The sequence below is a fragment of the Hyphomonas sp. GM-8P genome (assembly GCF_003263315.1).
Lineage (GTDB): Bacteria > Pseudomonadota > Alphaproteobacteria > Caulobacterales > Hyphomonadaceae > Hyphomonas.
Map to the genome: position 1 here is coordinate 23,830 of NZ_AWFE01000067.1, position 21,584 is coordinate 45,413.

Genomic DNA, 21,584 nt, shown 5'->3' on the forward strand with positions numbered 1-21,584 from the left:
TCTCCTCCCCCTACAGGAGGTGGGGGCTCAGGCGGAGCCGATGAGGCGGTCAGTCGAGCTGGCGAAGAGCTCATCAAGGAAAGCATTCACCGCCCGCGCACGGCTGGTGGCGTGGATATCTTCGTGCACGGCCAGCCAGAAGGCGCGCTCAATCCGCACGGCCTCCGGCAGCACGGAGGTCAGCTGCGGGTCGTGCCCGGCGATGAAGTGCGGCAGCACGGCGATGCCCGCACCTTCCCGCGCCATCTGCCACTGCGCGACGATAGACGGGCTGCAGAAGCGGGGCGTCAGGCCCGGCATGATGTCTTCATGATAGCGCAGCTGCGAGGAATAGATCAGGTCGTCGACGTATCCGATCAGGTCATGCTCGGCGAGGTCGGCCACCGTGCGCACACGGCCGTTGCGGGCCAGATAGTCCGGATGGGCGTAGAGCTGCAGCACATAGTCCGACAGTTTCCGCACCTTGAGGCGCCCGGTCTTGGGCCGTGTCAGCATGATCGACATGTCGGCTTCCCGCTTGGGCACCGAGACGAAACCCGAGACGGCGATGATGTCGAGCCCGATATGCGGGGCCTGCGCGGCGAAGCGGGCCATGGCTGGGGCGATCAGCAGGCTGCCGAGGCCCTCGGTGACGCCGAGGCGCACGCGGCCCGCAGCGAGCGGGCCCTCGGTTTCTGACAGGCCTGCGATCTCGGCGGCGGAGTGTTCCAGCCCTTCGGCCTTGTCGGCGACGGCTTGCCCGGCCGGGGTGAGCAGATGGCCCTTCGACGTGCGCTCGAAGAGTTCAAGGCCGAGGTCCGTTTCGAGTCTGCGCAGGCGCCGGCTGATCGTCGTCGCATCGAGGCCGGTGCGCGCGGCGACATCGGCCAGGCGCGGATGACGGCTCACATCGAGGAGCAGCCGGAGATCGTCCCAATTCATTGTCTTTTCACCTGCAAATACGCAGCTGGTAGCTGCGATATTGTCCATTTACCTGAAATTAAGCGCACTATACGGTCCCGTCAAAGTCAGGGATCTATGCCCGTGAAAATTCCACGGGATCCATTCCCGTCATTACTCAAGGGAGTCCACCATGCGCGAAGTGCATCATTTCATCGGCGGCAAGAGCGTGATCGGCACGTCCGGCCGGTTCGGCGACATCTACAATCCGAACACCGGCGAGGTTCAGGCGCGTGTCGCGCTGGCGACGGAAGGCGAACTGGATGCGGCGGTGGCGAATGCCGCAGACGCCTTCCCGGCCTGGTCTGTCATGAACCCGCAGCGCCGTGCACGTGTCATGTTCGAATTCAAGCGCCTCCTGGAAGCGAACATCAACGAGCTCGCCGAGCTGCTGTCTTCCGAGCATGGCAAGGTGGTTGCCGACTCCAAGGGCGACGTGCAGCGCGGCATCGACGTGGTGGAGTTCGCCTGCGGCATTCCGCACCTGCAGAAGGGCGAATACACCGAAGGCGCAGGCCCTGGCATCGACGTCTATTCCATGCGCCAGCCGCTGGGCGTCGTGGCGGGCATCACGCCGTTCAACTTCCCCGCCATGATCCCCTGCTGGATGGCGGCCGTGGCCATCGCCTGCGGCAACACATTTATCCTGAAGCCGTCGGAGAAAGATCCGTCCGTGCCGATGCGCCTGGCTGAACTGCTGCTGGAAGCCGGCGCACCGGAAGGCGTGCTGAACGTCGTCAACGGTGACAAGGTGGCGGTCGACGCTATCCTGAAACATCCGGAGATCAGGGCCGTCAGCTTCGTCGGATCGTCCGACATCGCACAATATGTCTACGCAACCGGCACGGCGCACGGCAAGCGCGTGCAGGCCATGGGCGGGGCGAAGAACCACGGCATCATCATGCCGGACGCGAACATGGAGCAGGCCGTGAAGGACATCGTCGGCGCGGCTTACGGCTCGGCAGGCGAGCGCTGCATGGCGCTTCCCGTCGCCGTGACCGTCGGCAAGAAGACGGGCGATGAGTTCGTCGACCGCATGCTGGATGCGGCGCGCGGGCTTAAGGTTGGCGTCTCGACCGATCCGGAGGCGCATTACGGCCCGGTCGTTTCCGCCGCTCACAAGGCCAAAGTGGAAAGCTACATCCAGATGGGTGTGGACGAGGGCGCTGACCTCAAGCTTGATGGCCGGGGCCTCACCATGCAGGGCGCCGAGGGCGGATACTTCATCGGGCCGAACCTGTTCGACAATGTGAAGCCGCACATGCAGTCCTACAAGGAAGAGATCTTCGGGCCAGTGCTGCAGGTGGTGCGTGCGGAGTCTCTGGAAGAGGCCGCGGCGCTTCCCTCCAATCACCAGTACGGCAATGGCTGCGCGATCTTCACCTCGAACGGCCGCGCCGCGCGCGAGTTTGCGGCACAGGTGAATGTCGGCATGGTCGGCGTCAACGTGCCAATCCCGGTGCCGGTCTCCTATCACACCTTCGGGGGCTGGAAGCGCTCGGCCTTCGGCGATACGAACCAGCATGGCCCGGAAGGCGTACGGTTCTGGACGAAGATCAAGACGATCACCCAGCGCTGGCCGGAAGGCGACATCGGCGATCAGGCCTTCATCATTCCGACGATGGGGTAAGGCAATTGGCTCTAAGGATTGCAGCAACTCTGACAGTTCTGCTTCTGACCGTTCCCTTCTTCGCTGCGTATGGTGAGGGCGCCGGGACCGTACAGTCGGAAACCCTGACCAGTTCGAACTGGGATGTCCAATGCCTGGCCGATTTGTCTGGAGTCCTTGAAAGCGAAATAGAGTCTTTGAAAATCGAGTTTCCACATCGAGCCAATTTCAATCGCAATGTCACAGTTTCTCTTCAGGATGGTGAGGCGACAGCAATGATCTTTTCTTTGCAGAGGGGGCCTTTGTTGGTCGGCGATCGGGTGTACCACTTCTCCTGTGAAGATAAGGTTTTGACCTACGAGCCGTATCCTCAAGAATAATGCTCACTTTGGAGCGAGTCCGAGATACCAAAACAATGAGATGCCAATGATGACCTACGACACGATCACTTTCGAACATTCTGACCGCATTGCATTGGTCACGATCAATCGGCCGGACAGCCTGAATGCGCTGAACCAGGAAGTCATGAGCGAAGTGGCGCATGTCTTCGCCGAGATCGACCGGAACAAGGACATTGCCGTCAGTGTACTGACGGGTGAGGGCCGGGCCTTTGCGGCGGGCGCCGACATCAAGGAGATGCAGCCGCAGAGCTTTTCCGACATGTATGTCGACGACTTTTTCGGCCTTTGGGACCGGTTCGCGGCGTGCCGCAAGCCGGTGATCGCGGCGGTGAACGGCTTCGCGCTCGGTGGCGGGTGTGAGCTCGCCATGATGTGCGACATGATCATCGCGTCGGAAAAGGCGAAGTTCGGCCAGCCGGAAATCAAGCTGGGGGTCACGCCGGGCATGGGCGGCTCGATCCGCCTGACAAAAGCCGTCGGCAAGGCGAAGGCCATGGACATGGTTCTGACCGGCCGCATGATCGACGCCGCTGAAGCCGACCGGATCGGCCTCGTCTCCCGCGTCGTCGAGCATGACAAGCTGATGGACACGGCGATGGAAGCGGCGAAGGAAATCGCGGGCTATTCCATTCCGTCCATCATGGCCGCCAAGGAAATGGTCGGCCGGGCGCTGGAAGTCTCAACTGCCGAAGGTGTGAAGTTCGAACGCCGCCTGTTCCAAGGCCTGTTCGGCACCGCCGACCAGAAGGAAGGCATGAGCGCCTTCGTCGAGAAGCGCGCTCCGGACTTCAAGGACAAATAAGAACAAAGTCAAAGGGAGGCCGTCATGGCCAAGATCGCATTCATCGGGCTCGGGAACATGGGCTCGGGCATGTGTGCCAATCTCTGCAATGCGGGGCATGAGGTGCATGCCTTCGACCTGAACGAAAAGGCCGTGCAGGATGCGGCGGCGCATGGCGCGCTGCCTGCGCTGACGCTGGCCGACGCCGTGAAGGCGGCCGATGTGGTCGTCACCATGCTGCCCGCGGGCAAGCACGTCCTGTCGGTCTATTTCGGCGACGATGGCGTCGCGGCGAATGCGAAGCCGGGCATGCTGTTCATCGATTGTTCCACCATTGCTGTGGAAGACGCGCGCGAGGCGGCGAAGCAGGCCGAGGCGGGCGGGTTCCTGATGGTCGACGCGCCGGTTTCCGGCGGTACAGCAGCGGCGGACGCAGGCACGCTGACCTTCATGGCTGGCGGGCTGGAGTCAGCCTTCGAGAAGGCGAAGCCGATCCTCGACGCCATGGGCAAGAACATCTTCCACGCCGGCGGCAGCGGGAACGGGCAAGCGGCGAAGATCGCCAACAATATGCTGCTCGGTATCTCCATGATCGGCACCTGCGAAGCGTTTAACCTGGCCGAGAAGCTGGGCCTCGACGCGCAGACCTTCTTCAACATCTCGTCGGTCTCGTCCGGGCAGTGCTGGAGCATGACCTCCTATTGCCCAGCGCCGGGGCCGGTGCCGACCTCGCCTGCGAACCGGGATTACCAGCCGGGCTTTGCCGTTGCGATGATGCTGAAGGACCTGAAGCTCGCGCATGAGGCCGCTGTGGCGGCGGGCGCGAAGATCACGCTCGGCGAGATGGCCGAGAAGGTCTATGGCGACCTCGACGCGCGCGGCCATGCCGGGCTCGATTTTTCCGGCGTGATGAAGGACCTGAAGGGCAAGCTTTAAGCGCCTCAGTGTGCCGCATGGGCGGCGCGCGCCTCCGCCATGGCGAGAGCGCCGGTGACGCCGGACTGATCGCCAAGGGCCGGGGGCACAAGATAGGCGACAAGGTCGCCGCCCGCCGGGCCACCGTACAGGTAGTCCGCCAGAAGGATGCGGGTGGCGGCGCGCAGGCGCTCCATCAGGCCGGGCGCCTTCATGACGCTGCCGCCGAAAATGATCCGGTCCGGCATGTGGGTCAGGATGATCGTTGCGGCGAGGTGGGCGAGATAGCCCGCTTGCAGGGCGAAGGCCGGATGGCCTACCGGCATTTGCGACAGGTCAATGCCCCAGCGGTCAGTGATCGCCGGGCCGCTGGCGAGGCCTTCCAGGCAATCCTTGTGGAACGGGCAGCGGCCGGGGAACGGGTCTGATTCATAGTCGTGCGGCGGGTAGATGTGGCCCATCTCGAAATGGCCCGCGCCAGAGAGGGAGCGGCCATTCTTCAGGACGCCAGCGCCAATGCCGGTTCCCACGGTGACATAGGCAAGGGTATCGTGTCCTCTCCCGGCGCCGAGCCGCCATTCGCCGAGCGCCGCGCCGTTGACGTCCGTATCGACTATCACCGGGCAGGGCAGGCGGCCGAGCCCGTCCACCCAGTTTGCACCAGCCCAGCCGGGTTTCGGTGTGCGCTGCACTGTGCCGTAGGCGGGGGAACCGGGATCAATGTCTATCGGGCCGAAGGCCGCCACCCCGATGGCGTCGATTTTTCCATGCACGGCCTGGGCCTTGTCGAAGAAGGCGCAGACCTGCTGGAAGCTGATTGCGGGCTCTGCCGTCGGAATGACCTGGCTGGCCAAAATCTGGTCAGGACTGCTCCCGACTGCACAAACGATTTTTGTGCCACCCGCTTCGATCCCGCCCAGCATCGATTCCTCCTAAAGTAACACGTCCAAAGCAATCACTTGCCCGTATAAGCTTACAGAAGGGTTCATCTGCAACCTTTAAGAGAATTTTGAATCCGTAATTGCCGCAATCTCACGAAAATGTGTGCAGCTGCAACAATACGCGTATGGACTTTGGTCACTTTGGACTATCTTTGCTGGTACGGGCGATTTGGAGGCTGGTTGTGCAATGCATGGTCGGCCCGAATGGATATGGAAAGGCGGTTTATGCCGCCGGACAGGATTGAGTAGAAATGAAAACCCGGATTTTCGGACACTGGCACGCGGCCCTGGCAGCTGCGCTGGCCGTGATTTTCACGGCTGGCACTTTGCCGGCGCAAGCCCAGCGCGGACCGGGCGCTGCCAGCGTCTTCACTGCGCCCGTGCAGGAAGCCGAATTCTCCATGCAGATCGAAGCCCTCGGCACGCTGGAAGCCCGTGAAAGCGTTGACCTGACCCTGAACGTCGCCGACCGCGTGACGGCCATCTATTTCGATGATGGCGACCGGGTGACCAAGGGCAAGACGCTGCTCTCCCTCGCCCAGGGCGAACAGGCCGCCCTGGTGGATGCCGCCGAGGCGACCGCCAATGAAGCGCGCCAGCGCTATGAGCGGACCAAGCAACTGGTCGAGGGACGCACAGTGTCCCAATCTGTCCTCGACGAGGCCCAGCGCGATCTGAATGCTGCCAATGCCCAATTGCGCGCCGTCCAGTCCCGCCAGAAAGACCGTGTCCTCGTGGCGCCGTTCGACGGTGTCCTCGGGTTCCGCCTCGTCAGCGTCGGCTCCTATGTCCGCGCCGGCGATGTGGTGGCCGAACTGATCGACGACAGCGAGATGAAGCTCGACTTCTCCGTGCCGTCCATCTTCCTGCGCTCGGTGCGCAAGGGAACGGATGTGCGCGTCGAGACCGACGACCTGCCGGGCATGTCCTTCGACGGGACCGTCGACACGGTTGGCGCCAGCATCGATCCGGTCACCCGCTCCATCCGCGTGCGTGCCATCCTCCCGAACCCGGACCGCCTGCTGAAGCCCGGTATGTTCATGAAAGTGACGCTGCTGGCCGATCCGCGCCGCGCGCTCTCCGTGCCGGAAGAGGCGATCGAGCCGATCGGACCGAACAGTTTCGTCTATGTTGCGACTGACAAGAACGGCCAGCTGGTGGCAGAGCGCCGGCAAATTCAGGTCGGCCTGCGCCAGGGCGGCCAGGTGGAAGTCATCGCCGGGCTGGAGCCGGGTGAAGAGATCATCACCGACGGCCTGATCCGCGTGCGCGATGGCGCCCCGATTGTCGTGCGTGACCGCACCGTGCTGCAGACAGGTGGTGGCGTGGCCTCGCCTGGCGCCTCCAACGGCCGGTAACCGCGATGCTGCTGTCAGACGTTTCCATCAAGCGGCCGGTGTTTGCATCGGTCCTTTCGCTCGTCCTCGTCATCTTCGGCATCGTGTCGTTCATGCGGCTGCCGCTGCGCGAGTACCCGGATATCGACGCGCCGATCGTCAACATCCAGACCAATTATCCCGGCGCGTCTGCTGACGTTGTCGAAACGCGCATCACGCGCATCATCGAGGACCAGATTGCCGGCGTGTCCGGCATCCGGTTTATCGATTCCAACTCCACGGACGGCCGGTCCAGCATCAGCGTCGAGTTCTCTGTGAATGTGGACATCGATGCGGCGGCGAACGACATCCGTGACCGGGTCTCGACGGTCCTGAACAATCTGCCGACCGAAGCCGATCCGCCGGAAATCCAGAAGGCCGACAACAACGAAGACGTCATCATGTGGCTGAACCTGGCCAGCGATAACATGACGACGCCGGAATTGTCGGACTATGCTGACCGCTACCTCGTCGACCGCTTCTCGGCGCTGGATGGCGTGGCACGCGTCCGGGTCGGCGGGGACCGCTCCTATGCCCTGCGGGTCTGGATCGACCGCCGGTCCCTGGCCGCGCGGAACCTGACTGTTTCCGATATCGAGAACGCCTTGAGGCGGGAAAATGTCGAAGCTCCGGCGGGCAGCGTCGAGTCCGGCGCACGTAACTATACGGTCCGGATCGACCGGGCGTTCCGGACGCCCGACGAGTTTGCGAACCTCGTCATCGGACGGGGGACAGATGGCTACCTCATCCGGCTGGGTGATGTGGCGCGGGTTGAGCGAGGCACTCAGGAAGACCGGAACCTGTTCCGGGGGAATGGTGTCCCGCAGGTCGGCCTCGGCGTCGTCAAACAGTCGACGGCGAACACGGTGTCCGTCGCCGAAGAGGCTCGGGCGCTGGCGGACCAGCTGAATGGAACCTTGCCGGACGGCATGACGATTGTCGTCAATTATGACAGCTCGGTCTTCATCAGTGCGTCGATCCGGGAAGTCTGGGTAACGCTTGGCATTGCCGTTGCTCTCGTGACGCTGGTGATCTTCCTGTTCCTGGGCAGTTTCCGCTCGACCATTGTGCCGGCCATTACGGTGCCGGTCTCGATCACGGCGACATTCATCGTCCTGTTCGCACTTGGATTCTCGGTGAACCTGCTGACCCTGCTGGCGCTCGTTCTGGCGATTGGTCTCGTCGTGGATGACGCCATCGTGGTTCTGGAGAACATCCACCGCCGCATGGAAGAGTATGGAGAGTCGCCACTCGTCGCAGCCTTCCGCGGGACGCGTCAGGTGGGGTTTGCCGTTGTGGCGACGACGCTGGTTCTGATCGCCGTGTTTGTGCCGATCACGTTCCTTGAGGGCGATCTTGGCCGTCTGTTTACGGAGTTTGCGCTGGCGATTGCGGCGGCTGTGTCCTTCTCGGCTATTCTGGCCCTGACATTGACGCCGATGCTGGCGTCGAAGCTTCTTTCCCCGACGCCGCCGCGTGGTGTGTTCTCAATTCTGCCGAATCTGATCGATGGCGGGTTCAGGAAATTGCGGGGCGGGTATTCCGTCCTTTTGAACCAACTCATCAAGCGCCCGATCGCCGTCGGGATTGTGCTCGTGGCGTTGTTTGCCAGCGCGTTCGGCCTGTTGCGGACCGTGCCGCAGGAATACGTGCCTCAGGAAGACCGGGGCAGCTTCTTCATCATGATCCGCGGTCCGGAAGGCGCCTCGTTCGATTATATGAAACAATATGTCGACGAGATTGAGCGCCGGCTGCTGCCTTATACCGAAGGGGACAATCCCGAACTGAGGCGCGTGCTGGTGCGGGCGCCGGGCTTTGGCAGCAACGCGTTCAACCAGGCCTTTGTGGTCGTGTCCCTGTCAGACTGGGGCGAGCGCCGGCCGGGGAACGAGATCATCGGCGAGATCAACAGGAAGCTGAGCGACCTGCCGGGGATCCGAGCCTTTGCCATCATGCGGCAGGGCCTTGGCGGCGGGAACGGCAAGCCTGTCCAGTTCGTTCTTGGCGGGCCGGACTACCAGCAGCTGACCGAATGGCGGGACACATTCCTGCAGGCGCTGCGGGAGAACAATCCCGGCGTCGTGGATATCGACTGGAACTACAAGGAAACCCAGCCGCAATACCGTGTGCAGATCGATTACAACCGGGCAGCAGACCTGGGCGTGACCGTGGCCGATATCGGCAATACGCTGCAGACCATGCTCGGCTCGCGCAGGGTGACGACCTATGTCGACAATGGCGAGGAGTATGACGTCATCCTGGAAGGCCTGCGGTCGGAACAGAACTCGCCGAATGACGTGCAGAACATCTATGTTCGGTCCTCGACATCCGGCAATCTGATCCCGCTGGCAAGCCTGGTGCAGATCGTCGGCATCGCTGACAGCCCGATGCTGAACCGTTACAACCGGGTCCGCTCGATCACGATCGAAGCGGGGCTGGCGGATGGGGCCTCATTGGGGGATGTGTTGCTCCAGATGGAGCAGATTGCGCGGGACGTGTTGCCTGCCGAGGCACAGATCGACTTCAAGGGCCAGTCGCTGGACTTCAAGAGTTCCGGCAGTTCCATCCTGTTTGTGTTTGCCATCGGGATGATCATCGTGTTCCTGGTCCTGGCGGCGCAGTTCGAGAGCTACCGCCATCCGATCATCATCATGCTGACCGTTCCGGCTACACTGGCGGGCGGCCTCCTGGGCATCTATCTGACCGGCAACTCGCTGAACATTTACACGCAGATCGGTTTGATCATGCTGATCGGCCTGTCGGCGAAAAACGGCATCCTGATCGTGGAATTTGCCAACCAGCTGCGCGATGAGGGCATGGAATTCCTCGATGCGCTGAAGGAAGCCGCGCTGACGCGCCTCAGGCCCATCGTGATGACCAGCCTGACGACAGCAGCCGGCGCTGTGCCGCTAATTTTGACCAGCGGGGCAGGGGCCGAGACGCGCCAGGCCATCGGCGTGGTGATCCTGTCCGGTGTTCTGGCAGGCATGCTGGTGACAGTACTGATCGTGCCGACGGCCTATGCGTTGATCGCGCGCGGCTCCGGCTCGCCCAGCGATGTCGCCCGGCGCCTGGAAGCAGAAGAGCAGGAAGCGGACGAGGCGGCGGCCTCACCGGCGGAATAGGGGAATCCCTGCCGGTAAGCGCGTGCGCTGCCGGCAGGGCCTTACTGAGCTTTTGGTTCTTTCACGATCCTGGAAAATTCACCTTCGAAGTACACAAGCGGATCCGCCTCCCGTGCGCTGGTTCTGACGACTTTTCCGATCAGGATGGAATGTGTTCCGAACGTGAAGGAATGAGAAAGTTCGCAATTCAGGACACCCATGGCATCGACAAGGAAGGGGCCGTATTCGCCGTGATTCCAGTGACCGGTGGAAAAGCGGTCCGGCGTGTTTGGGGTTCCGAAGACCTGAGCGATGCCTGCCTGATGGTCGGCCAGATAGTTCGCGGTAAAATATCCGGCGGCCAATACCGCATTATAAAGTCTGGTGCTCTGATTAATGCACGCCAGAATGACTGGCGGACTCAGGCAGACAGAGGTGACGGATGTTGCAGTAATTCCGTAGTCTGAACCATTATGATTCGTCGTAATGATCGACACAGTCGAGGCAACTCGGCGCATCGTGGCGCGAAGCCCGGCGGCAATCTTTTCATGGTTGTTCTCACTCATCGGGTCATCGTCCTTGTGTCGCACAGACGATGCATGCCTACGAAAAAATAACCACGTGTCAATTAAAAGCGAGTTCAGGAGGATGATGTCTGGCGGCGTTCGGGCAAGGATGTCATCACCCGGCCAGAAGACCGGTGACGATGATATCGACGGCGTCCTCCAATGACTTCTGCACGGCCCGGTCGGATGCAGTCAGGCGAGGATCGACGGTCTTTATCAGGGGGCGTAACGCCAGCATGGCGCCTGCGCCGTGAGCGAGCAGGGTAAAGGGGACAACAGGGTTCACATTCTTGAAGACGCCCTTGCTCTGGCCCTTTTTCAGAATGTCCGTGAAGGCCCAATTCCGTTGGTGGAAGAATTTTTCGACTATGTAGTCCAGTCGGTCGCTTTGGTGTCCGCCTTCAGCATTCATGATCATGAAGATGGTTGGCGATTCGACGAGTCCCATGAGGAAATTGAGGCTGACCTGTCGCAGCTGGTCCGGAAGATTGTCCTCAGGCGCTTCGGTCTGTTCGTAGGCGGCCATGCGGTCGTAAAGCCGGTCCATCCCAAAGTCGAAGGCTGCGGTCCACAGGTCTCTCTTTGACCCATACTTCGCATTGAGCAGGCTGTGACTGATGCCGCTCTTGCGGGAAATATCGCGAACCGAAGCGCCTTCGAATCCGAATTCTGCAAAGGTTTCGAGCGCAATCTCCATGCACTTTTCTTCGTCGACGACGTGCTTGCCACCGGCGGCAGGACGGCCTTTTCCACGTTTCACAGTCTTGTTCATCATTCGGCGCTTATAGGTGACAAAAATTTCCAAATCCAAAAAAATAAAAATAGACAAGTGGACATTAAATGGTATTCCTTCGCAAAATTTTGACGAGGAAGCATTCATGCCTGCCACCGATATTGAGCTGATCAACCGCGCAAAAGCCCTGGTCCCGAAGATCAAGGCGCGCGCCGCAGAAACCGAACGAAAGCGTCATGTGCCTGACGAAACCCTTCAGGAGCTGGCGGATGCGGAGCTCCTTCAGATGTTTGTTCCAAAACGGTGGGGCGGATCGGAAGCCAGTCTCGATACGATGCGGCAGGTGATAGAAGCGATCAGCAGCGCATGCGTCTCCACCGGCTGGATCACGGCCTTTTATGCGGGACACAATATCTATGTGACGCGCTTCAGCGAGCAGGCGCAGGAGGAACTGTTCTCTCCTCACGGCTATGTCAAAATGCCGGCCGCCACCGCGCCGAACCTGGACGCGCGGAAAGTCGAAGGTGGCTGGGAAGTCAGTGGACGAGCGGTGTGGGGATCAGGTGTTGTGCATGCCGATTGGGTGCAGATCAGTGGGCGTGTTGGCGACAGTGGGCGGTCCTTCCTGATCCCGGCGTCCGAAATGAACATGATCGACACGTGGAATTTCGCTGGTGCGGCCGGGACGGGCAGCAATGATTACTCCGTGGAAAAGGTATTTGTCCCGGACCATCGCTCACTAGACCTTGTGGAATTCAACGGCGGCAAAACTGAAGGCTCCAGCCTGCATGACAACCCGCTGTACCAGGCGCCGTTCCTGCTGTTGGCTTATTGCACCATCGTTCCGGTCGTAACAGGCGGCGTTGCGGGCGCCAGGGCGGAATTCGAAGAAATGATCTCCCGGCGTGTACGCAATTTTACCGGCGTTGTGGTCAAGGACCTGCAGCACGCCCACATAATGCTGGGTGAAATGGGGATCCGTGCCCAGGTCGCGCATGAGATGGCGCAGGATGTCTATCGACGTGCCGATGGGATCGTCGCTGCAGGCGAATTCTCCTGGGATGAGCGGATCGCGATGAAGGGACGGGTCGCCTTTCTATCCGACCATTGCCGTCAGTCGGTGAACGCTATGATGATGAACGCCGGTGCGTCGAGCTATCACCTCGATCAGCCTCTGCAACGCTACTGGCGCGACCTGAACACGATCTGCTCGCATGCCTTCTGGGACTGGGATGCGTCCCGTGAAGTCACCGGGCGGAACATGCTGGAATTGCCGGTACAGTATCCGCTCGTTTAGCGAGACGGGTCCGCCAGGAGGTTGCTTATTCTTTCCTCCGCAGACTGTTCGATGAATTCATCGATCTGCGTAATCCTGTTGTTGGAAATCTTTATGAAGATAGCTGCCTGAATCATCGTTTCCGCGCCATTGTCGCGACGGGTGAGGTAGAGCTGGTGGTGTTGTGCAACGACATCACCCTCCACCGATCGGTGGAGGACTTGGTATCGGAACCTAAGCAGGCCTGCTGCCCTCTTCAGGACAGCAAGATTGTCGACCTTTCCCTGTGTCTGGTCATCATTACTGTGCCAGATGGCGACATCGTCGGAATAGATTTCCTCGATCTCTGCAAAGCTGGCCCGCTCGATGGCGTCGAAGAATCTCGTGGCGGTTCCATTCGGGTCGTTCATGGCTGGGAAATCTCACTTCCTAGTTTGGGCGGTAAACGTTGACAGTCGGAACTGATAAAACTATCAGATATTAAGTGCATTGCCAGAAGTGATTTCGTGCGGGTTCAGGCCCGGGTAAAAGGCAAAGACACAAGTGAATGCAGGGAGAGGGCCAATGCCAACAGAAGCACAAAACATTCTGAATAACGCTAACCATACGGCGTATCGCTGCCGTGATGCGGAGCAAACTCGCTGGTTCTACGAGGACGTGCTCGGGCTGCCGCTACGCATAGCTTTCTCCGAAGAAAATGTTCCGGGAACGAATGAGCCGACGCCATTCATGCACCTGTTTTTCCAGCTGGGAAATGGTGACTTCATCGCCTTCTTCGATGAGCCAACCAACGCCACGCCGGCCCATTTTGCGGCGGCTCACAGCTTTGACCGTCATATCGCTTTCGAGGTGGACTCCGAAGAGGAGATGCTCGCCTGGCAGAAGAAGATCAACGAAAAGGGCGTCATGTGCCTCGGCCCGGTGGATCATGGGTTCCTGAAGTCGGTCTACATGTATGATCCGAACGGCATGCAGGTGGAGATCACCACCAAGACCCCAACTTACACGGATTATGCCACGGAGCAGGGGCCCAAGGCGCGCAAGAACCTCGATGAATGGGTCCAACGTACCCGGGAACAAAAGGTCGGGAAATTCGGCGCAGAAGCTCTCGACAATCGCAATATTCCCTATCCAGGGATCTGATCGCCCAATCTGATCATTCAAGGCGAATGGCCGCCGGTCTCTTTTACTGAGACTGGCGGTTTTTCAATCCTCAAATAGCTTGCGTAGTTTTGCCTTGGCGATCTTGTTCAGTTCCGCACGCGGAAAATCTTCCACGAATATCACTTCGACAGGCACCTTGAAATCCGCAAGCTGGGCGCGGCAGGTTTCAAGGATCGCTGATGCCAGTACATCGGATGCTTCCGCAGCGCGGACGAACACGGCCGGTACTTCATCCTTCATCTTGTCAGGCTTGCCGACCACGGCGCACTCCAGGACACCTTCTGTCAGCATGACAGCGCCTTCGATCTCGGACGCGGCAACATTCTCTGCGCCAACTTTCAGCATGTCCTTGGCACGGTCTGCAAAACGAAGGTGACCGTCCGCCGTCTGGTAAACCCGGTCCCCGGTATCGAACCAGCCTTCATCATCGAAGCTGCCCGCTGTTGCTTCTGGATTGTAGAGGTATTCCTTGAACAAAGTGATGCCCGGAACCCCGCGCACCTTCAAAAGCCCTGTCTCGCCGCGTGACACATCCTGTCCGCTTTCATCAACAATCTTCAGCTCGAATTCCGGGGCAGGCAAGCCCATGGATCGTTCGGGGCTGGAGAGCTGAGGCGGTGTATATGTTCCGTGAGCGATTAGTTCCGTCATGCCCCAGGCGCCGACAAAAGTGATGCGGAACAGGTCTTCAACGGGCCCAATGTTTGCAGCGCCGATCACCCAGTAGCGGAATGCATGATCGTCCGGCACCGGCAGGGTCGCCAATGCCTGCATCGCAAACGGAATGACATTGGCCCAGGTGCATCCGTGTTTCAGCGCTGTCGGCCAGAAGCGACTGGCTGAGAATTTCGGCTGCAGCACCATGGCGCCGCCAGACCACAGCACACCATAATGTGCCCAGCTCATCGCATTGGTGTGGCAAAGCGGTGTGAACACGATCGCGGTGTCGATGTCCCGTAGCAAATTATGGGAGGCCACCGTCTGCGCGCCCCAGAGGGCGTTGGCGTGCGTCCAGACAACACCCTTGGGCCGGGATGTCGTGCCGGATGTGTATTGCACGGAAAACGGCGCCATCGGATCATTCCGCTCAATCTCGAAATCCGTATCGTCGGCGAAGAGGTCGTCGAAAGCTACGATGCCGGCCGGTACGGGCTCGGATGGTTCGGCGCTGTTTTGCTCTGTACTGGCGATCCATTCGAGGTCCGGCCCTGTTTCGCGGAGCAGGTCTACGAATTCAGGTTGCGTGATGGCAAAGCGCGCCCGGGAATGGCCGATGAAATAGCGCATTTCCTCAACGGCCGACCGAGGATTGGTCGTCACCACGACCGCGCCAATGGCTGCGCAGGCATGGTAGGCAATCAGGAATTCCGGGCAGTTGTTCGCATGTAGCAAAAGGAAGTCGCCCCTGCGGACCCCTCTCGCATGCAGGCCCGCCGCAACGCGGCGCACGTCCTTGTAGAAGGCGCCATAGGTCCAGGTCTTCGCGTCGCCTTCAAAGGGTTCCCAGTGAAGGAGCGGAGCATCCGGACGCCGGTGTGCGTGGTTTTTCAGGAGCCAGTGGAAATCCTTGTCCATGGCGACGTGCAGGCTACTCATCGGCTATTTGCCTTTGAATTGGGGTTTGTAGGCTTCAGGATCGGGATTGCTGATCCACATATCGAGCGCATGTTGGGCGTCTTCGGAGACGATGATTTTCATGATCTCTTTTGCTTCCTCAGCCATGAAGTTCAGTTGGTCCTGATTGGTTCCGGCATTTATGAGGCGTTTGATCCCGCGCATGGCGAGCGGCGCACGAGCCGCGAATTTTTCCGCGAAGGCTTTCACCTCGGAGTCAAACTCATCTTCCGAATACAGGCGGGAGATCAGACCAAGTTCCAGTGCCGTTCTGGGCTGAAGGAATTCCCCATGGAGCAGGATGTCCAGCGCCTTCGCCCGGCCAAGGTATTTCAAGGCGAACCAGGCGCCGCTGCCGCCGGGCACGAGGCCGAAGCTGCTTTGGGGCAGGGCGAAAGTGGCCGTCGGAGAATCCTTCATCAGGCGGAAGTCGAAGGAAAGCGAGAACTCGCAGCCGCCCCCGCCGACATTGCCGTTGATCGCCGCAATCGTCACGACCGGGAGGGCTTCAATGCGCCGGGCCAGCGTGTGGTTGGCGTTGATGACCGACGGGATGTCGATTTGTCGCTCACCGTGCGCCAGGCTTTGCATCTCGGTCAGTTCCATCCAGCGCAGGAACACATCGTCGGTGCCTGTCACGACCAGGACACGCAGGTCTTCGTCCTGCTCAACCGCATTGAGCATGTCATGCAGTTCGTAGAGCATCTGGGTGTTGAGCGTCTGGTTGGGCGGATTGTGCATCCGGCAGGTCAGGATGTGACCTTCCCGTTCAAGTATCAGGTGTTGGTAGTCCATGATCCGCTGTTCCTCCCGGATGTTATGTTTTCTGCGGCCTTGCCCAGTGGGTCAGCTGATAGCCGCGAGACCGGCCTGAGCGACTTCCATATCGTCCGAATAGTGACCGCCGCTGACGCCGATGCCGCCGACAAGTTCGTCGTTCACGAATACCGGATAGCCGCCACCGAAAACGACAAGGCGGTCGGTCTTCACGATGCCGTGCAGCAGCGGCGGATCGTTCTCGATGAATGCGTGCCACTCATGGGTCGCCATGCCGAAGGAGATGGCGGTGTAGGCCTTATCCTGGGCGATTTCGACGCTGAGCAATGGGGCGCCGTCCATACGTTCATAGGCCTTGAGGGCGCCTGCATCGTCGACAACGGCGATGACCATGGGTTTGCCCATCTCTTCGGCTTTGGCCTTGGCGGCCTCGATCATTTTCTGCGCAGCGTAGCTGGTGATGGTGCTTTTGGTTTTTACGAGTTCCATGTGATTCTCCTCGAATTTGATAGACTTATCAGTCTGATTGATAGGTGTTCGCCGGAAATGTCGTCAATGATGATTTCGTTTCATATTGATGGAACCGGTAAGATCGGGTCGATTGCGTGACGGCCGGCATAGTGAAAACACCAGATCGAAATCAGGGCACACACGCCAACAAGTGCGAGCCCTGCGTGCAGCGAACGCTCCCCCATGTCGGAAAAGACCGTGTCGCTCAGTGTTCCGACGACAACAGGTGTGATGGCATACCCGACAATCGTGACGCAAAAGGCGAGCAGGGCGACAGCCAGGGCGCGTTCGGACGGGTCGGAATTGGCTTGAACCGATGCGAATACGGGCGCGGTTTCAAGATTGATGAAGATGTTGAAGGCGCCGAGAAAGGCAAAAAAGACCAATGGTGAGTTTGCGCCGAGCATTAGATAATAGAAGGGAATTGATGCAGCGACGAAGATCGCGGGCAGCCAGCTCATCCATTTCAGGTCGCGCTTGGCCATGAAATCACAAAGGACGCCGCCGATGAACAGGGAAGGCATGGCGCAGAACAGAAGCACACCGGCCGCATAGGCGCCAATCTCGGTCTTGGGCATGCCGAAATTGCGCTCGATCAGGGGATAGAGCCAAACGAGCAGCGCCTGCACGGTGACCAGTGCAAATGTGTGCCCGGCAACCGTTCCGACATAGACTTTGTTGCGGAGCAGCGACCGAATGGTGTCACCCAAGGGGGCCTGGCCGCTGCGGCGCAGACCGGACTCAAGAAACCTGCCACGCTCCGGTTCCCGTATGGAGATATAGGTGAGCAGGCCGAGCAGCACGCCTGGGACGCCCGTGATGTAGAAGACCATCCGCCAGCCATAAGCCTCGACGAGTGCCGTCCCGATCAGGTGACCGCCCAGGACACCGAGCGCGCCCCCCATGGACAGAAATCCAATCGCCCGGCCGAGCTCCACCTTTGTGAAATAGTCGGACAGGAGAGAGTGACTGGAGGGCGTGCCGCCAGCTTCTCCGATTCCAACACCCATTCGCGCCAGAAACAGGGAAGCGAAGCCGCTGGCCGCGCCGCATGCAGCGGTCGCCAGGCTCCAGACCGTAACAGCTGCCGCGAAAATGTTTTTTCTGTTCGTCCGGTCTGCCAGGCGAGCGATCGGTATGCCGAATGCGGCATAAAACAGGGCGAAAGCTGTCCCACCGAGAAGGCCAAGCTGCGTATCGTTCAGTTGGAAATCATTCTGAATGTTCGTCATGACTACCGAGATGAGACCACGGTCCACCACACTCAATGTTTGTCCGATCATCAGGACAAGCAGCACGTAATATCGGTAGTAACTGCTTCGGGTATGACTTGCCTCTGACACCGCAGACATGAGATTCCTCCTTGAACTCCGGGCCTCTTCTGAGCGGGCATGCCAGCCTTCCTGAATGGAAAGGGAGGCCCCGAGCGGGCGGATTGAGTGCAAGTATTCTGATAAATCGATCAGGATCAATAGCTGTTTTGGCAAACGACAAGTTTCCGCCGCGTGAAGGCGGGACAGTTAGTGCAGGCCTCCCGCCAGGATCACCCGTCACTGTATGAATGTTAGCGTACGGAGGAAGAATGAGGCTCTCAATTCATGAGGAAAAAATTTTTGTAATTGGGGCTTGGCGACCGCAAGGAAAGGCTTATAGACTTATCAGATAAAGCTCACAGATAAAATCCGAGCGACCAGGGAGGTCAAATGTATAGATCCAAGTTTGGTGCCAGCACCATTGTGCTTTCGATGCTGGCCATGTCCGGTGTTCAGGTGGCAGTCGCTCAGGAAGACGAAGCGCCCGCCAGCCAGGAAAACGAGAGCCGGCAGTCGGTCGTGATCGTCACGGCAACTAAAAGCGAAACCACGCTGCAGGAAACGCCGATCGCAATTTCGGTCGTGAGTGGACAGGACCTCGCCGACCGAAATATCCTGGAAGTGAGTGAAATCGCCCAGGACGTGCCCGGCCTGACCTTTAGCCAGTCGCCTGGCGACCTGCCGTCGATCGTCATTCGGGGCATTGGCACGAACAACGCGAACCAGACCGCTGAACAGTCGGTTGGTCTGTTTGTGGACAACGTCTACAAACCGCGGGCCCGCCAATATCGTGACTCCTTGTTCGATGTGGAGCGGGTGGAAGTCATCAAAGGCGCGCAGGGCGTTATCTTCGGAAAGAACACGAGCGTCGGTGCTATCAGCGTTGTCTCGCGCAAGCCGGGTGCCGAATTCGGCGGCGACGTTTACGGTAGCTATGAATTCGAGAATGAAAGCTACACGGTCGGTGCGACAGCGGACCTTCCGGCCAGTGACAAATTGCGGTTCCGGGTCGGCGGCCAGTATTCCGATGCGGGCGGCTATGTGAAGAACCTTGCCGGCGGAGACGATGTGCCGGCAACCGAGCGCTACATTGTTCGCGGGACCATGGTCGCGGAGCCAACGGATTCGCTGACCGCGACTTTCATGCTCCAGCACTCGGAACAGGACACGACGGGTAACGCGTTCCAGCTGACGGAGGCGTTGAACCCGGCGCTTGTGTCCTATTTCGGTTATACGACAAGGCCTTATGAGAAAAATCTGAACCCGACGACGACGTTCATCGACGGTGTTTCCGTTCCGGCCGACGCCGATTCCCAAGATAGTACTGATGCCGTCCTGACCCTTGATTGGGAACTGTCCGACACCCTCACGCTGACCTCTGTCAGCGCCTATTCGGTGATGGATTACTCCAACTATTCCAGCATCTTCTATTCTTCCAGCGATGCCGCAGGACAGCCCAAGGGGTACCAGCTGTTCGAAGAGGATTTCGAGCAATTCACCCAGGAGGTTCGCCTGAACTACTCGGGTGATTCCTGGCATGGATTCATTGGCGGCATGTATCAGGACCAGAGCCTGGCATTCGACCGGACGATCCGCCTGCAGACCTGGTTCTCGCCCGGCACGATCAGTGGCGGCGTCGACGTCGGTGGATTTGCCTTCGCGGGCACGTCCAATGCGCTGCTTGATCAGGATCTGGAGTCCTATGCTCTTTTCGGCCTGATGACGCATGATTTTACGGACAGATTTTCAGTCAGCGGTGGTCTGCGTATCGGATACGAAGAAAAGACAGCCGACTTTTCCGTTACTCTGCTGGACCTGATCGGTCTTGATCCGATTTCAGTTCCGGGCGACTTCTTCCTGCCGGTCGATCAGCGCGCAGGAATCTCGATCTATCCGCTGATCAACGCCGCAGGTGTCGTGCCGACCACAACGACGGATGATACGTCCGTCGATGGCAGCCTGAATTTCAGCTACGACATCAATGATGACTGGATGACGTACATTTCCTTCGCGCAGGGCACGAAGAGCGCAGCGTTTAACAATGCGACCATCAGCGGCTCGTTCACGCCTGAGCCATTTATCATTCCTGAGGAAGTCGCGCGCTCTGTTGAGATCGGCGCCAAGGGGAGTTATGCCGGCGGCCGGGGAACGATGAGCGCCGCGGCGTTCTACACTGATCTGACAGATTTCCAGGACTCGGTCTTTGATCCGAACGTGGGCGTCACCGGTGCGTTCGTCATCCAGAGCTTCGATGCCGAAACTTACGGGCTTGAGCTGGAAACGCGATACCGTCTGACGGACAATCTCACCACCTACGGTAATATTGGCCTCCTTGAAGCCAAGAGCCAGTCTACGGGCACCAGGCTCGCTGATGCACCTAAAGTCAGTGGAATGATTGGTGCAGACTATATCCGGCCAATATCTGGAAACCTGGAACTCAATGCCGGCGGCCGATTGTCCTTCAGTTCCAATCAACTCCACCGAAACCCGGCCCTGCCGCGTGGCACGGGTGAATACCAGGTGGCTGACTTCCATATCGGACTGAACGACACCTTGTCGGGATGGTCAGTCAGGGCTGAAGTCAAGAATGCGTTTGAAGAGCGCTATGAAGTGTTTTCGTTCATTCAGCCCCTGCTGTCGGCCGGGGTCGTGGGCGCGTACAATCCTCCCAGAACCGTTTACCTCTCCGTCCGAAAGTCCTTCTAGGCGGGGCTCTTGCCCAATCAGACGGATCCTCCAACGTGACGGGTCACCTTCAGCGCCGGATGAAAGGCCCATGGCTTCTTCATTCGGCGCTGTTTCTTTTTCGGACGGCTGGCCGTATGGTTCTGCAATCACCAAACAATTCAAGTGTCTGATGAATGTTGAAGCGAGAAAAATACACTGAGCAGTACTCTCAGATCCTCGAGGCTGCGATCGAGCTTTTTTCGACCTGCGGGTATGACGGCGTAAGCACGACCCAGATCGCAGCTGCGGCGGGAGTGTCTCAACCCAGCATCCATTATCATTTCGGCAGCAAGACGGAGCTCTGGATCGCGGCAATCCAATCTCTGGCAGCCCAGATCGGATCGGAAATTCCGACTGATTGGGAAACTGTCGAGCAAATGGAACCGGTCGAGGCGCTCCAGTACCTCTGCGGCCTCATTGTCGATGTTTCAATTCAGCGGCCCGAACTGGGCCGGTTCATCCTGCTGGAAGGGCAGGCTGGCGGTGAGCGTCTTGAATGGCTGTACGACATGGTCATGAAGACGTCCTACACCGGGTTCTGCCGGCTCATTCAAAGAGGAATAGACAGTGGGCAGATCAAAAACCACAAGCCACACCAGATCCTGATGCTGCTCCATGGCGCCATTGTCACTTACTTCAATGTTGCGCCTCTGGTGGAGATTGCGTTCGGCGAAACCCCCGGCGAAGAGGCACCCGCCGCAGACTTTCGCGCAGCCTTCCTCGATATCGTAGTTGAGGGTCTGAAAGTGAGTCCGAAGTCCAAACCGAAGAAGCCTGTCCGCACAGGGAAGGCGGCCAAGCGGGCATAAAAGATCACCGATCACGCCTGCCTGGAACG

At 59.4% G+C, this 21,584-nt stretch carries 19 protein-coding genes; 10 read left to right on the forward strand and 9 right to left on the reverse strand.

All coding sequences use genetic code 11. The features are described from left to right. Positions 1–27: 27 nt before the first annotated feature. On the reverse strand, positions 28–921 hold the full coding sequence (locus tag HY26_RS08985; protein WP_112073444.1) for a LysR family transcriptional regulator: 894 nt from the start codon (positions 919–921) through the stop codon (positions 28–30). Positions 922–1,072: 151 nt separating this feature from the next. Here HY26_RS08985 and HY26_RS08990 point away from each other — a divergent pair, with 151 nt between their 5' ends. Genes HY26_RS08990 through mmsB form a run of 4 tightly spaced genes read left to right on the forward strand, consistent with a single transcriptional unit; the run spans position 1,073 to position 4,666 of the window. Beyond that, complete coding sequence (locus HY26_RS08990; RefSeq protein WP_112073445.1) at positions 1,073–2,569, forward strand: CoA-acylating methylmalonate-semialdehyde dehydrogenase; 1,497 nt, start codon at positions 1,073–1,075, stop codon at positions 2,567–2,569. A gap of 5 nt (positions 2,570–2,574) precedes the next feature. Next, complete coding sequence (locus tag HY26_RS08995; protein WP_112073446.1) at positions 2,575–2,928, forward strand: hypothetical protein; 354 nt, start codon at positions 2,575–2,577, stop codon at positions 2,926–2,928. Between the two features lie 49 nt (positions 2,929–2,977). After that, complete coding sequence (locus HY26_RS09000) at positions 2,978–3,751, forward strand: enoyl-CoA hydratase-related protein (RefSeq protein ID WP_199288547.1); 774 nt, start codon at positions 2,978–2,980, stop codon at positions 3,749–3,751. Positions 3,752–3,775: 24 nt separating this feature from the next. Continuing rightward, the gene (gene mmsB / locus HY26_RS09005) at positions 3,776–4,666 is read left to right on the forward strand and encodes a 3-hydroxyisobutyrate dehydrogenase (protein WP_112073448.1); all 891 of its coding nucleotides are present in this window, start codon (positions 3,776–3,778) and stop codon (positions 4,664–4,666) included. A 5-nt stretch (positions 4,667–4,671) separates the two neighbouring features. On the opposite strand, the gene HY26_RS09010 is transcribed toward mmsB, so the two are convergent. Then, the gene (locus tag HY26_RS09010; protein WP_034765554.1) at positions 4,672–5,568 is read right to left on the reverse strand and encodes an ROK family protein; all 897 of its coding nucleotides are present in this window, start codon (positions 5,566–5,568) and stop codon (positions 4,672–4,674) included. A gap of 269 nt (positions 5,569–5,837) precedes the next feature. Here HY26_RS09010 and HY26_RS09015 point away from each other — a divergent pair, with 269 nt between their 5' ends. Together HY26_RS09015 and HY26_RS09020 are read left to right on the forward strand one after the other, a co-directional pair. Beyond that, positions 5,838–6,944: an efflux RND transporter periplasmic adaptor subunit gene (locus HY26_RS09015; RefSeq protein WP_051599833.1), complete on the forward strand. Its 1,107-nt coding sequence runs from the start codon at positions 5,838–5,840 to the stop codon at positions 6,942–6,944. A gap of 5 nt (positions 6,945–6,949) precedes the next feature. Then, the gene (locus HY26_RS09020; RefSeq protein ID WP_034765557.1) at positions 6,950–10,087 is read left to right on the forward strand and encodes an efflux RND transporter permease subunit; all 3,138 of its coding nucleotides are present in this window, start codon (positions 6,950–6,952) and stop codon (positions 10,085–10,087) included. Between the two features lie 41 nt (positions 10,088–10,128). Here HY26_RS09020 and HY26_RS09025 read toward each other — a convergent pair whose 3' ends face one another. Further along, complete coding sequence (locus tag HY26_RS09025; protein ID WP_112073449.1) at positions 10,129–10,632, reverse strand: flavin reductase family protein; 504 nt, start codon at positions 10,630–10,632, stop codon at positions 10,129–10,131. A 115-nt stretch (positions 10,633–10,747) separates the two neighbouring features. After that, on the reverse strand, positions 10,748–11,512 hold the full coding sequence (locus tag HY26_RS09030; RefSeq protein WP_112073450.1) for a TetR/AcrR family transcriptional regulator: 765 nt from the start codon (positions 11,510–11,512) through the stop codon (positions 10,748–10,750). Between HY26_RS09030 and HY26_RS09035 the strand changes: the two genes are divergently transcribed. After that, complete coding sequence (locus tag HY26_RS09035; protein ID WP_112073451.1) at positions 11,511–12,662, forward strand: acyl-CoA dehydrogenase family protein; 1,152 nt, start codon at positions 11,511–11,513, stop codon at positions 12,660–12,662. The two genes, HY26_RS09030 and HY26_RS09035, sit on opposite strands and share 2 nt — an antisense overlap. Here HY26_RS09035 and HY26_RS09040 read toward each other — a convergent pair. Continuing rightward, positions 12,659–13,051 carry a nuclear transport factor 2 family protein gene (locus HY26_RS09040; RefSeq protein ID WP_112073452.1) on the reverse strand — a complete coding sequence of 131 codons (393 nt, stop codon included), beginning with the start codon at positions 13,049–13,051 and terminating at the stop codon, positions 12,659–12,661. The two genes, HY26_RS09035 and HY26_RS09040, sit on opposite strands and share 4 nt — an antisense overlap. A 154-nt stretch (positions 13,052–13,205) precedes the next feature. Here HY26_RS09040 and HY26_RS09045 point away from each other — a divergent pair, with 154 nt between their 5' ends. Continuing rightward, the gene (locus HY26_RS09045; protein ID WP_112073453.1) at positions 13,206–13,784 is read left to right on the forward strand and encodes a VOC family protein; all 579 of its coding nucleotides are present in this window, start codon (positions 13,206–13,208) and stop codon (positions 13,782–13,784) included. A gap of 63 nt (positions 13,785–13,847) precedes the next feature. On the opposite strand, the gene HY26_RS09050 is transcribed toward HY26_RS09045, so the two are convergent. The 4 genes from HY26_RS09050 to HY26_RS09065 form a co-directional block, all read right to left on the reverse strand. Then, positions 13,848–15,401, reverse strand: a complete 1,554-nt coding sequence (locus HY26_RS09050) for an AMP-binding protein (protein WP_112073454.1) — start codon at positions 15,399–15,401, stop codon at positions 13,848–13,850. Between the two features lie 3 nt (positions 15,402–15,404). Further along, positions 15,405–16,214, reverse strand: a complete 810-nt coding sequence (locus tag HY26_RS09055) for an enoyl-CoA hydratase/isomerase family protein (RefSeq protein WP_112073455.1) — start codon at positions 16,212–16,214, stop codon at positions 15,405–15,407. Positions 16,215–16,265: 51 nt separating this feature from the next. Continuing rightward, positions 16,266–16,685: a heme-binding protein gene (locus HY26_RS09060; RefSeq protein WP_034765574.1), complete on the reverse strand. Its 420-nt coding sequence runs from the start codon at positions 16,683–16,685 to the stop codon at positions 16,266–16,268. 80 nt (positions 16,686–16,765) lie between these two features. Continuing rightward, positions 16,766–18,058, reverse strand: coding sequence for an MFS transporter (locus HY26_RS09065; protein ID WP_112073456.1), 1,293 nt, complete (start codon positions 18,056–18,058; stop codon positions 16,766–16,768). Positions 18,059–18,409: 351 nt separating this feature from the next. On the opposite strand from HY26_RS09065, the gene HY26_RS09070 reads away from it, so the two are divergent. Together HY26_RS09070 and HY26_RS09075 are read left to right on the forward strand one after the other, a co-directional pair. Beyond that, positions 18,410–20,725, forward strand: a complete 2,316-nt coding sequence (locus HY26_RS09070; RefSeq protein WP_112073457.1) for a TonB-dependent receptor — start codon at positions 18,410–18,412, stop codon at positions 20,723–20,725. A 155-nt stretch (positions 20,726–20,880) separates the two neighbouring features. After that, positions 20,881–21,555 carry a TetR/AcrR family transcriptional regulator gene (locus HY26_RS09075; protein WP_112073458.1) on the forward strand — a complete coding sequence of 225 codons (675 nt, stop codon included), beginning with the start codon at positions 20,881–20,883 and terminating at the stop codon, positions 21,553–21,555. Positions 21,556–21,584 lie beyond the last annotated feature (29 nt).